The 12,729-nt window shown below is 46.5% G+C and carries 12 protein-coding genes; 5 read left to right on the forward strand and 7 right to left on the reverse strand.

The features are described from left to right. Window positions 1-157: 157 nt before the first annotated feature. From BM021_RS07430 to BM021_RS07450, 6 genes are all read right to left on the reverse strand, one after another. On the reverse strand, window positions 158-2,281 hold the full coding sequence (locus BM021_RS07430; protein ID WP_090720412.1) for a type I restriction endonuclease subunit R: 2,124 nt from the start codon (window positions 2,279-2,281) through the stop codon (window positions 158-160). A 1-nt stretch (window position 2,282) separates the two neighbouring features. After that, window positions 2,283-2,702: a hypothetical protein gene (locus BM021_RS07435; protein ID WP_090720413.1), complete on the reverse strand. Its 420-nt coding sequence runs from the start codon at window positions 2,700-2,702 to the stop codon at window positions 2,283-2,285. Between the two features lie 17 nt (window positions 2,703-2,719). Continuing rightward, the gene (locus BM021_RS15740) at window positions 2,720-3,490 is read right to left on the reverse strand and encodes an ATP-binding protein (protein WP_218147834.1); all 771 of its coding nucleotides are present in this window, start codon (window positions 3,488-3,490) and stop codon (window positions 2,720-2,722) included. 197 nt (window positions 3,491-3,687) lie between these two features. Continuing rightward, a complete protein-coding gene (locus BM021_RS15745; protein WP_218147835.1) occupies window positions 3,688-4,272 on the reverse strand; it encodes an AlbA family DNA-binding domain-containing protein in 585 nt (194 codons plus the stop codon). Then, window positions 4,266-5,687 carry a restriction endonuclease subunit S gene (locus BM021_RS07445; protein WP_090720414.1) on the reverse strand — a complete coding sequence of 474 codons (1,422 nt, stop codon included), beginning with the start codon at window positions 5,685-5,687 and terminating at the stop codon, window positions 4,266-4,268. Before BM021_RS07445 ends, BM021_RS15745 begins: the two co-directional genes overlap by 7 nt. Next, window positions 5,680-7,725 (reverse strand): N-6 DNA methylase, encoded by a 2,046-nt coding sequence (locus tag BM021_RS07450; protein WP_143074306.1) that lies wholly within the window; start codon window positions 7,723-7,725, stop codon window positions 5,680-5,682. Before BM021_RS07450 ends, BM021_RS07445 begins: the two co-directional genes overlap by 8 nt. A gap of 293 nt (window positions 7,726-8,018) precedes the next feature. Here BM021_RS07450 and BM021_RS07460 point away from each other — a divergent pair, with 293 nt between their 5' ends. From BM021_RS07460 to BM021_RS07480, 5 genes are all read left to right on the forward strand, one after another. Further along, complete coding sequence (locus tag BM021_RS07460; RefSeq protein WP_090720416.1) at window positions 8,019-8,666, forward strand: hypothetical protein; 648 nt, start codon at window positions 8,019-8,021, stop codon at window positions 8,664-8,666. 230 nt (window positions 8,667-8,896) lie between these two features. Beyond that, window positions 8,897-9,322 carry an Hsp20/alpha crystallin family protein gene (locus BM021_RS07465; protein ID WP_090720417.1) on the forward strand — a complete coding sequence of 142 codons (426 nt, stop codon included), beginning with the start codon at window positions 8,897-8,899 and terminating at the stop codon, window positions 9,320-9,322. Between the two features lie 182 nt (window positions 9,323-9,504). Then, complete coding sequence (locus BM021_RS07470; RefSeq protein ID WP_090720418.1) at window positions 9,505-11,424, forward strand: ATP-binding cassette domain-containing protein; 1,920 nt, start codon at window positions 9,505-9,507, stop codon at window positions 11,422-11,424. A gap of 107 nt (window positions 11,425-11,531) precedes the next feature. Continuing rightward, window positions 11,532-11,858 carry a c-type cytochrome gene (locus BM021_RS07475; protein ID WP_090720419.1) on the forward strand — a complete coding sequence of 109 codons (327 nt, stop codon included), beginning with the start codon at window positions 11,532-11,534 and terminating at the stop codon, window positions 11,856-11,858. Window positions 11,859-11,887: 29 nt separating this feature from the next. After that, window positions 11,888-12,217 carry a c-type cytochrome gene (locus BM021_RS07480; RefSeq protein ID WP_090720420.1) on the forward strand — a complete coding sequence of 110 codons (330 nt, stop codon included), beginning with the start codon at window positions 11,888-11,890 and terminating at the stop codon, window positions 12,215-12,217. 70 nt (window positions 12,218-12,287) lie between these two features. On the opposite strand, the gene BM021_RS07485 is transcribed toward BM021_RS07480, so the two are convergent. Next, on the reverse strand, window positions 12,288-12,725 hold the full coding sequence (locus BM021_RS07485) for a DUF1841 family protein (protein WP_090720421.1): 438 nt from the start codon (window positions 12,723-12,725) through the stop codon (window positions 12,288-12,290). Window positions 12,726-12,729 lie beyond the last annotated feature (4 nt).

Here is a 12,729-nt window from a genome sequence, read left to right on the forward strand (position 1 = left end):
GTGTGGGATGAATTACGGGAAAAATTCTTTCATAACCGTGCCTTCGATAGTTTGGATGCGCTTGAGATACATCTGGAGAGCGCGCTAAAAAGCCTCGAATCAAACCAGGAAACTATGCGCGGCATTACCGGATGGGATTGGATTATTAATGCTGTTCCTAAATAGAATTGGAATAATCCACCACCAGCCCACCGGGCTTATCCCTGAATACCCGATTGACGCGGGCAATCGCCTGCATCAGGTTATGCGATTTCATCGGTTTGTCGACATACATGGTATGGGCACATGGTGCGTCGAAACCGGTCAGCCACATGTCGCGCACAATGACCAGCTTTAACGGGTCATGCGGGTCTTTAAAGCGTTTCTCCAGGCGCTTCTTTTGTTGTTTGCTGTAAATATGCGGCTGCAGGAGTGGTTTGTCCGATGCCGAGCCGGTCATCACGATTTTGATCGCCCCTTTTTCGATATCTGCGTCATGCCAGTCCGGCCGCAGCGCCACAATGGCGTTATACAAATGCACGCAGATCTCGCGGCTCATGCACACGACCATGCCTTTGCCGTCGATGATGGCGGTGCGCTCTTCGAAGTGCTTGACCAAATCCGCCGCCACTTCCTGTATGCGCGGCTGTGCACCTACCAGCTTTTCCAATGCCGCCCACTGGCTCTTGGTTTTCTCGCGGGCGGAAACATCCTCTTCGTCTTCGATGACCTCTTCTACCTGATCGCTCAACTGCTCGATTTCGGCCTGATTGATGTCCAGCTTGGCTAAGCGGCTCTCATAATAAATGGGCACAGTAGCGCCATCCTCCACGGCATCCTGAATGTCGTAGATACTTACATAATCGCCAAACACCGCCCGGGTGTCCTTGTCTTCGGTCGCAATCGGTGTACCGGTAAAGCCGATAAACGAGGCATGCGGCAATGCATCGCGTAAATGCCTGGCATAGCCAAACTTGTATTTCCCGCTTTTTTGATCCAGCGCAGCTTTCAAGCCGTATTGACTGCGATGCGCTTCGTCGGAGATCACCACGATATTTTCGCGTCCATTCAGCACCGGGTGCTTATCCTCGCCATTCAGCAGGGCAAATTTCTGTATGGTGGTAAACACGATCCCGCCGGATTTTCGATTTTCCAGAAACTCGCGCAACTCATCACGGCTATCCGCCCGCACCGGATCCTGCCTGAGCAACATGCGCGCGGCGACAAAATTATCGAACAACTGGTTGTCGAGATCATTGCGATCGGTGACCACCACAATGGTCGGGTTGCACATTTCCGGCTGTTGCAGCAGTTTGCCGGCATAACACACCATGGAAATGCTTTTGCCGGAACCTTGCGTGTGCCAAACCACACCCGCCTTGCGTGATCCCGGCACTACTTCCTTGCCATAGCTGGCGCGTTCTTGTTTTATCACATCGGTCTCTGACCGTGAAGCGATCACCGTCACACGCACCGCTTCGCGCACCGCATGGAACTGATGATAACCGGCGATCTTCTTGATCAGACTATCGCCATTCTGTTCAAACAACACAAAATGGCGGATAAAATCGAGCAACAATTCCCGGTCAAAAAAGCCTTTCACGACTTTTTCCAACTCAAACTCAAGCAAGGGCTTGTCGTTCTCATTCTTGATCGTGCGCCAGGGCAGAAAACGTTCCTGATTGGCCGTCAATGAACCGATGCGCGCATTGATACCGTCCGAAATGACCAATGCTTCGCTGAAAACAAACAAATCGGTAATTTCATCCTTATAGGTTTGTAACTGGTTGTAGGCTTCCCATATTCCCGCATTTTCATCACCGGGATTTTTCAGTTCGATTACCGCAATCGGCAAGCCATTGATAAACACCACCACATCCAGGCGGCGGTTCATTTTGGCACCCAGCACGGTGAATTGATTCACTACCAGAAACTGGTTGTTCTCCTGATTATGGAAATCGATTATCTGAGCATGGTCATTTTTCTTTTTGTCACCATCTGAGTACTCAACCGGAACACCGTTTAGCAAGTACTTCTGAATCTGATGATTATTTTGAATAAGCGCCGGACTTTCAGCTTTGCCGAGAAGATGAACGACCTGATCTTCTAACACAGTTTTGGGAATGCTTGGATTAATCCTCATCAGCGCATTAAGCAGGCGTTCGGTCAAAATAATCTGTCGGTAATCCTTCCGTTCGGAAGTATCACTCTCAGGTGCAATACTTTTACCGACAAGTACCTCGTAACCCGAAGCTTGAAACCAAGCCAAACACAATTGTTCCAACTGGTCCTCAGTAATCATGTTATTCCATCGTCGTGTACGCTTGCATTGGATGAGTAGGCCGCGTTGGAAAAGCCAATGTTAACTCGCCGTGTTCAACCAAAGGTTTCAAATATCGTTTTCGCAATGGATCAGGTTTTCTATCTAATAATTGGCACAAAACTGGTAAGGTCAAATAATATTGGCGACATAAAGTAAGAATAATTTTTTTCATTTCTGCCTGTTCTAATCGGCCCTTGTGTCTGGCATCACTAGCAATTACATCGAGCTCCTGTCTTAACTCAACATCAGTGCCTTCAAGATTATCTATTAGTAGCTTAGATAAGCCTTCCACACGCAATCTGCCTGCTTCATCCCGTTGAGAAGATCCGGAGCCACCCCCCAAAAGTCCGGAGCTTACATTCAAAGGTCCGGAGCTCTCTGGCAAAAGTCCGAAGCTCAACCTGCCAGCTCCGGATGTTATACGAGAGGCACCAATTCCTGTCCACCAAATGCCTGGTCTGGTGTTGGCAAACTCTGCCCAGGTAAGCAATAAATAGTGCCTCTTCCGTGACCGCTAGTGGCCAATAATCCTTTTTTCACTAATATCTGAAACGCCAACGTCAGATCGTGGGCATGCTCCGTAGTTATCTCCGCCATGCGCCGATGACTTACAACTTGCTCTGTAAAAGCCGTCGCAAGTATCAGACGATCCAAATGCTCCAAATCCTCAAAGTCATCAGGAAACATCGACTGTAACTGCTTGATTACACCTTCCGGCAGTAAATCCAGCATTCGCAACTCTAAAAGCGTTTGCTCAGAAGGTACTTCTTTCTCATACAGCAAAGGAACACGCCAATGCTGACTATTCCAACCGCGATAAATTTTTGGAATGCCTGAACCTGCCTGCTCGCCCAAACCCACATAACGAAACATTTGATGAATCAATCGGTTTCGGCAATCACTATCACCACCTTGCACCGCCAGCTCCTGTGGGACTCGCATCAAACCCGGATTTCGAAAACCAAACATATCGGGCCGCTTCACTACCAGCACGGAAGCACGCCCTGTGTAATCAGCGTGAACAAGCGTGTTAATCAATGCTTCACGCAATGCCTGATGGACAGGCGTGTCATCACGGCGCACATCTCCTTCAAGCGCAAATGGCACTTTCAAATCACTCGTTAGCTTTTTAATCACCCGCCGATAAAAATCAAACAAATTGCCGGACCACCTGCCATCCAGCGTCAAACGATCTATCCAACGCGCCTCTACATTCGCAGCCGGCCTTCCTGATAATCAAGCATGTAGTTAGGAAATGCTTGCTGAATCGATGGCAATCGCCCAAACATCAACAAACCGGCGCGAGTCAAGCCAGCGCGACCTGTATCCCGATCAACACGCCAACCACCGATATTTTTAAGAAAAGCTTGTGGATCAAATTCATTCTAAGGGCGGTCAGGCTGTAAGCTGACATAGAGCTGGCGATAGGCGTTAAAACTATCGAGATCGATATCATCCAATCCATAACCCTGGAGAATCTCACTATCGCGGCTATCCTCTACTTGTTCCGCCAACATGCGCCGCACCGTTTCACCATCACAGCAATAATCTCCGCTGTTCCGGCGCTTATACGTGCCGGACATCGGATTGCCGCCGATATACACGGGCCGCTGCTTGCGTGATGCCTTGGGGATATGGATCTGAATTACCGTTTTATCCTCGATAACCAGCTCACGCACATGGTTGGGTTTCAGGACATTAGCGCTCACCTTTTGCGGGTTATTGAGCAAATTCCATAAATCTTCCTGCACCTTGGCCTGATTCTTTATGCCATTTACAACAAATTTGCCTTTCCTCTCTTCAAGCCCAAGCAAGACATCGCCACCCTCGCTATTGGCAAAGGCACTGTATGTCTCCCAAAAATCTCTGGGCAGTTCACCACTGCCATCCTTGCCTGCAGCGAGCTTGCACTCTACTTCGAAGTTTTCGCGTAGTGATGCGATGTCGTCGAGAGAAGTGATCTTTAACATGCAATAGCCTTAAAGGAAGGTTGGGGATCATTGAGAGAAATTTCGCCGGAGAGGAGTTTTGGGAGGAGTGAATTTCGGATCTCTGACAGGATCATTGATTCAGAAGTAGATTCAGCAATTTTAGTGAATATAATTTTTGACTGTTTCTCGAATTCAGACAAAATGTTGTCGTTTGGCACAATTATACTTATCGGCCTGAAGCTCTTCTTGCTTATTTCGGCAAAGGTGCTTCCAGTAGCACGCTGTTTTATTTCATCCATTACCGAGTCCGCCCAAAGCAGCACATATTCTGGTGGCAATCGCCCATTACATTTCATAGCGATGTAGCCTTGGTTAATTGCGACTGGTATTTTTGTTTGTGCCAAATATCCCACCGGCGCCCGGGATGACATAAGTACTGTATCAACAGGCAACAATCCAGAGCTAATTTTTACTAATCCTTTTTCAGTAATTTTCTTTTCTGTTTGCAAGAGTATTTTTTCTTGTAGCCCAGATAAATCCTTTGGGGTTGCCCAACTAATTTCACCGCCTTCCCAAAATTTTCCATTCTTTGTGCTTGGTGTGCCACCACCAACCACATCAACTTCATCACCAATTATGCTTAGTGCCCACCCCTTCGGTATCTTACCCAGTTCTGAATCAACGAGTTCGTCAGGGAAGAGTGCGGCGGTAGTGGTGAATTGTTGGCGTTGATCGGGGCTGAGTTGGTCGAGTTGATCGGTTTTGCCGCTGATGGTGCGCATGGCGGCGCGATCGGGGTCTTGGCCGTTTTGTTTGGCTGCTATTTTGGCTTTGACGGGTTCAAAATCGACAAACCAGGATTTAAAGATGGCTCGTACGATCTGTTCGAGGGTTTGGTTGATTTGGCGGTTGAGTTCGATTTTTTTATCTATCGCATTAAGGAATTCACCAATTACCTTTCTTTCTTTTTTTTCTGGCCATTCAAAATGGTAATTAAAAATATCTTTTAAAGTAATACTCGCCTGATTTGCACTGCCTTGTGCGGTTGAAACTAGATAATTGGTAAATTCTGGTCTTTTTAAAACGTAATAAAGGAAAATTTGATCATCTGGATTGGAGTCTTTTACGCGTAAACGCACCGCATTTTGATTTAGCAATGTTCCATTGGCGGATTGTGGAACACGTATCGTTTTCCCAACTATTGATGCTGGATTAGAGGGCCATGAACCAACAGTTGCAATAACAATATCATCCATCCGTAACTCTACGTTTTTGTTTTCATTTCCCATATCTTCAGAAACAAAATAAAGATCAGAAACATCTACACTATCGGATGTGAAGTTACTTACACGAACAACAGGAATCCCTGCTTTTTGGTAATCTTCTGATTTGAACGCGAAACCTTTTTGATGACTCACTACCTCACTAAGTGAAATTTCTTCCCATTCAGACATCGTATCCCAATCCCGCCAAATTCTTTTTAATCTCCGCTTCCAGCTTGTCACTTTGCTCAAACTGTTCTTTCAGTTGCGCCGTGAGGCGCGCCATTTTGTCCGCGAACAGTTCGCCATCGTCTTGCGCTTCGGCAGCGCCGACGTAGCGGCCCGGCGTGAGGACGTAGTCGTGTTGACGGATTTCATCCAAAGTTGCGGATTTGCAGAAGGCGGGAATGTCTTGATAAGCCCTCTCCCTCTGGGAGAGGGTTTGGGTGAGGGCGTTATAAATTTGCTGCAAGATTCCTTCCGTATTCTGCATTACGTCATTATTCCAAAATCGCAGCACGGTGATACCCTGAGTCGCTAGAAATTCAGTTCTTTTCTGATCTTTGGCGATACCTTCTGTGCTATTGTGCTGGCCTCCGTCCAACTCTATCGCCAGTCCTTTTTCGTGGCAATAGAAGTCCAGAATGTAAGGCTGTACGGGGTGCTGGCGACGGAATTTGCAGCCGGCGATCTGCCGGCTGCGCAACAGTTGCCATAACAGCGATTCAGCGTCTGTCTGGTTTTTTCTGAGTTGCCGTGCATGTTCGAGTAAGAACGAGGGGAGTTTTCCCTCATCCCCGGCCCTTCTCCCAGAGGGAGAAGGAAGAGTTACTGTTCGCCAGGCGTAAAAAGTATCCGCAATTTTCTGGATATCTTCCGGCGTGAAGTCGTGCAGCACGCGGTCTTTCATGTAGCCCAGGTTGCGGGCGTCGATGAACAGGACTTGATGGGTTCTGTCTCGGAAACCGTTGTGTGCTTTCTTGTTCTTGGTGAGGAACCAAATGCAGGCGGGGATTTGGGTGTTGGTGAACAGTTGGCCGGGGAGCGCGACCATGCATTCGACCTTGTCATCTTCAAGTAGGCGTTTGCGGATTTCGCCCTCATTGTTGATGTTCGAGCTCATGGAACCATTAGCGAGCAAAAGTGCCATGCTGCCATTGGGTGCCAGATGGTAGAGCATGTGCTGCATCCAGGCGAAGTTGGCATTACTGGCGGGTGGGATGCCGTATTGCCAGCGTGGATCGTCATCTTTGACGCCGGTGTTCCATTCCTTCATGTTGAATGGTGGATTGGCCATGACGAAGTCGGCGCGCAGATCCGGGTGTTTGTCGTTGCTGAAGGTGTTGGCCGGTTCACCGCCGAAGTTGAAATCGATACCGCGGATGGCCATATTCATCGCCGCCAGACGCCACGTCGTCGGATTGGATTTCTGGCCATAGACAGAGATGTCGCCCAGCCGGCCTTGGTGTTCTTCGATGACGCGTTCCGATTGCACGAAGAAGCCGCCGGAGCCCATGGCGGGGTCGTAGACGCGGCCTTTGAATGGTTGCAGCATTTCGACGATGAGCGTGACGATGGCCTTGGGAGTGTAATACTGGCCACCCTTTTTGCCTTCACTTAAGGCAAACTGACCGAGGAAATATTCGTACACATGGCCGAGGATGTCTTTGGCATGCAGGGTTTGGTGGTGGAACGGGACGGTGGCGATCAGGTCGATCAGTTCACCAAGCTTGGCGGGCTCGATTTGTAACTGCGTGTAAGTTTTGTTGAGCACGCCTTTGAGTTTTTTCTCGTTTTCCTTTTCCACCGCATCCAGCGCATCATCGATAAGCTTGCCGATGCTGGTGAATTTGTAGGTAATCTTCTTGCCGTTTTTAATTTCAATTTCCGTGCCGGGTGCCACTTTGGCGTTGTTCTGCAGATTTTCCCAGCGCGCCATGGCGGGCACCCAGAACACGTTTTTCTCGGTGTAATAGTCGCGGATTTCCAGCTCTTCGTGAATCAGCTCACCGGCATCTTCACCCAGATAGTAGTCGTTGCCGGGGTCTTTGAAGGCGGCCTTCAGCTCTTCGCGGCGCTCTGCGAAGGCATCGGAAACGTACTTGAGGAAGATGAGACCAAGCACGGCATGTTTGTATACCGCAGCGTCAAGATTAGAGCGCAGCTTGTCGGCGGCGGTCCAAAGTTTTTTGTCGAGGTCGTTGAGAAATTGTTGTTCGTCTTGTTGCATGATTGTTTTCTAATTTGATGGAGAACAGCGAAAGGGAATTTGTTTCCCGGCGAATTTAACTTCATAACGAGGTAAATCGTCAAATCCGAATTGAGGTAGCTTGAGGTTGATAATCGTAATACAGATGTTGCTGCACTGCTGATTTAATAAACCAGCCGGATTTTGTTTTAATTCCATTTCAGGAATATTAATGAAGTAAATCCACTCGCATAACGCCTTTTCTATTTTCCTCAGCATATTCCTCAGGAATGATATGATTTAACCCTATGGATGACTAAACAATTGGAGGAATTATGCCAAACTCAGAACCTGAATCCGGTTTAAATTTTAACTTCATCATGCCAGCGGCATTACTGTTGGTTTTATTAATCGTACCTTTCTCCATCAACTCTTTCATGCATTTGATGTCGGCGAAAAGGCAGTTTAATCCGGTGATCATGAAATTGCCGATGGATAGCACGGCGATTACGATTCCATCAGCGGTGAAGCAATATGAAAGTTTTGAGGTAGCTTTAAATCTGGAAACTAAGCAGCTTTCCAGATTTCTGAACGAGATTGTTGCAACGGCGTCTGAAGGCACTTCGATACAAGGCATTACCGGCGTGGTATCACCTTATATGAAAGCTGAAATTGCTGGTGAGGATTTTGAAATTGACAGGCAGGGGCCGCAAGAACCCGTATCGGCTTATAATGGTATGGGAAGCTGGCGCTGGCGTGTCATCCCGGAATCATCAGGATCACACGATTTAAAATTCCAGTTGCATTTGCTGACGCAAGATGCTGGACAGCAGACTGAAAAGATTCTTGATCTTGCCGAGGCGCGATTTTCTGTTCAGGCAAACCCATCAGAATGGTTTAAACGTAACGGGTTGTGGATCGCTTTATCACTGCTGGTGCCGGTAGTGATAATTTTGGGCTTGAGGCGCCGTTATGCGCGATAGAATCCGTTCTTATTCCGTTTAAGCTTAGCTATAATGATTATCAGGTAATTCTTACCTGACTTTTCATTAGATCGCTTGAAAAAAAATTAATGATCCTTATATTGGTTATCGAAGATGTGTTTTTTGTAGCTGTAAGAACGCCGCATTAAAGTTTAACGATTTACAGATTGAATGAGGCGTTGATGTCGTAAATATGCAATGTACTTTTTAATCATGAGGAGAAACTTATTATGGCTATTACACGGTATGAACCATGGGGTTTATTGAGTCAACTGCAAAGAGAATTAGAACGCAATGTTGCTGAAGGTTCTACTGCAACGGCAGAATGGGCGCCTGCGGTTGATATTAAGGAAGAAGCTGATAAATTTGTTATTCAGGCAGACATTCCCGGCGTTAAACCGGAAGAAATAGATATCAATATGCAGGATGGCGTGTTAACCATTAAAGGCGAAAAAAGATCTGAAGCTAAAACAGAAAAAGAAGGCTATAAACGTGTAGAACGTACTTATGGTTCTTTTTACAGACGTTTTAGTTTGCCGGACACGGCCAACGCGGAAGCAATATCAGCAACCTCAAAGCATGGCGTATTAGAGGTTGTGATACCGAAGCGTGAAGCTGTGCAACCGAAAAAAATTAATGTTGCGGTTGGAGAATAAGGCGATTAATCTGAATCTTATTCTAACTCGTTGCTAGTGGGATTATAAAAATGGAGCTACAGGCTCCATTTTTATGAGTATTTGCTCAACCAAGTTTTTTAAACAAAAGCATGGCAGAATAGCCTCCTATTGAAAAAACCTGTGAATTTTCTGATAAGTTCGTAGCTTAATTAATCTCTCTGATGCCCCTCATTACTCTCGAAAATGCCTGTTTGGCTTTCGGCTATCATGCCTTGCTGGATCATGCAAGCTTGCAGCTTGATGCGGGTGAGCGTGTTGGGTTGATCGGCAGAAATGGCGGGGGCAAATCCAGCTTGCTGCGCGTCTTATCAGGTGAAATCAAGCTGGATGACGGCAAACTTTGGTGTGCTCCCAATCTAAAACTGGCTTGTGTAGCCCAGGAACCCGTACTGAATCCCGTCAATACGGTATATGAAGAAGTTGCCAACGGTCTGGGCAATATCAGCCAGCTATTGCTGGATTATCATGCAGTTTCTCATGCCTTAAGTGAAAGTACTGAAAACACAGAAGCGTTACTGCTTCGATTACAGGATTTGCAAAGCGTGTTAGAAATTCAGGATGGATGGAGCTTGCAAACAAAAATAGAAACCGTCATCGACAAACTGAATTTACCAGCGGATGCTTTGATTGAGCATCTTTCCGGTGGATTAAAGAAGAGGGTGGCGCTGGCGCGTGCGTTGGTAGTGTCTCCTGATGTTTTGTTACTGGATGAGCCAACCAATCATCTTGACTTCTCTTCCATCGAATGGTTGGAAGGATTGTTGCAGGATTTTTCAGGCAGTGTCCTGTTTATCACGCATGATCGGCGTTTTCTGGATCATGTGGCGACAAGAATTATCGAATTGGATCGCGGAAGCCTGGCAATTTTTTCCGGTAATTTTGCGGATTATCAGCGGAAAAAGACAGAAATGCTGGAAATTGAAGCTACACATCAGCAGAAATTTGATAAGGTCCTGGCACAGGAAGAAATCTGGATACGTAAAGGGATCGAAGCGCGGCGCACGCGTAATGAAGGCAGGGTACGCAGATTAGAGGCATTGCGCCTGGAGCGTGCGGCCAGACGGGAAAAAATCGGAAAAGCCCATCTCGCTTTAGATGTGGGTGAACGCTCAGGCAAATTGGTCGCTGAACTGGAGCATGTCAGTAAAAGTTATGGTGATAAAGTTATTATCAAAGATTTCTCCTGCCGCGTTATGCGGGGCGATCGGGTAGGATTATTAGGACCTAATGGCGCTGGAAAATCAACATTATTAAAATTGATTCTGGGTGAATTACAACCGGATTCCGGCAGGATTCAACAAGGCACTAAGCTAGCGGTCGCTTATTTTGATCAAATGCGTGCGCAGCTCAATGAAGAAATGATTCTGACAGATACGATCAGTCAAGGCTCCGAATTTGTGGAGATTAACGGTAAACGAAAGCATGTCATTAGTTATCTGGAGGATTTCCTGTTCGCGCCCGAGCGTGCTCGTTCTCCGGTCAAATCACTGTCAGGCGGAGAACGTAATCGTTTGTTGCTGGCTCGCTTATTTACACGGCCCGCCAATGTTCTTGTACTGGATGAACCAACAAATGATCTGGATATCGAAACGCTCGAACTACTGGAGGCTTTGTTGCAGGACTATGCCGGTACATTATTTCTGGTCAGTCACGACCGGGAGTTTCTGGATAATGTCGTGACACAAGTCATTGCATTTGAAGGAAATGGAAAGTTATGTGAATATATTGGCGGTTATGAAGATTGGTTGCGTGTACATTCTGCAAATCATATCAGTCAACAGAGAATATTGAAGCAGTCAGAAACTTTATCAGCCAGTATTCCTCAATCACCCCGGTTTGCTCGAGCTAAGAAGCTTAGCTATCAGGAAATGCGTGAACTTGAAGCATTACCTGATAAAATTGATGCTTTGGAACAGGAACAAACAAATATCACTTTGCGCTTGAATGAGCCAACGATTTATCGTGATTATCCGGATGAAGCAAAAGTACTACAAATACGCTTTACTGCAATTGAAAAAGAACTGACAGACTGCCTTGCCCGATGGGAAGAATTGGAATCAAAATCTACCGCAAAAACGTAGTGCCTGTGAGGACAATTCCCTAGAAACAACATGGACATAGTTACACTATTCATTGACCAAATCGGGCGCATCGTTTAAAGTTCGAGTTTTGAGAGAAGGAGGTTTACATGAAACAAAAATCGGTTATGAATTTATTACTTGCCTTGAGTACGCTCGTGGCATTTTCGGGGGTAACTCAGGCAGCTGGAGATGCTGCAGCAGCAAAACAAAAGCTTTCCATGTGTGAAGGTTGCCATGGAATTCAAGGCTATCGCACTGCTTTCCCTACTGCTTATCATGTTCCAAAAATCGGCGGGCAACACGCGGAATACATTATTAAAGCATTAGAAGGATACAAGAATGGCACACGCAGCCATCCTACCATGACAGGGCTCGCTAAAACGCTATCCCAGAAGGATATAGAAGATTTTGCTGCTTACTACGCTAAAAATTAATTAGGTGATTTTAACGCAAGGAACGAATGATGAAGAATTATGTAATAGCCGCTGTTAGCGGGGCAGCCTTAATACTTTCCAGCCAAGGAATGGCTGCGGATATCGAAGCAGGTAAAAGTAAAGCAGCTGAGGTTTGCGCCTCATGTCATGGCGCTGATGGCAATAGTCCTGCGCCCAATTTTCCAAAGATTGGCGGGCAATATAGAACTTACCTGGAAAAAGCATTGAAAGATTATAAATCTGGTAGCCGCAATGACCCTATTATGGCCGGAATGGTTGCTGGCTTGAGTCCAGCGGATATTGAAAACCTGGCTTTTTATTATTCTAGCCAGCCAGGTCCCTTAAGCTCAAAAAAATAACCAATTTATTGGTATCTAAAACGGGGTAAATGCCGACCAAAAGTCGATGTTTATCCCGTTTTGCATTCAATCAATTTATTGCGTTTAACTGTCTATCCAGGCATTCAAAGTAAATAGTGGCATCAGGAGCGGATTGATTACGCTGCGCTTGCCATAGCATTTCCGCCAGACACTCCATAACCTGATGTGCAGCAGCATGCTCACTTCCGGCATTTTTTTGCAAGCGGACAAACCGCTCACAAATTCCAATCGGTTGATTAATGGATAATTGCTCTTTGATTGCCACGTGCATGCTCATATGCAGGAATGGATTGGTATCCCCCATTTCGGGTAAATAATCCTTATACAGATACCGGTCGGCATCTTCAAGGAGACCATGGTATTCCGGATGCAGCAGTATCACTTCAAGTGCAATAGTCTCAATACCGGACAATATTTCCCCCTGGCGGTATTTTCGCCAAGTATTAAAGAATAATTGGCGTGCTTGTTCTCTGGAGGGTTTAAACATGAAA

This window comes from Nitrosomonas sp. Nm166 (assembly GCF_900112825.1).
In the GTDB taxonomy this organism is placed as follows: Bacteria; Pseudomonadota; Gammaproteobacteria; order Burkholderiales; family Nitrosomonadaceae; genus Nitrosomonas.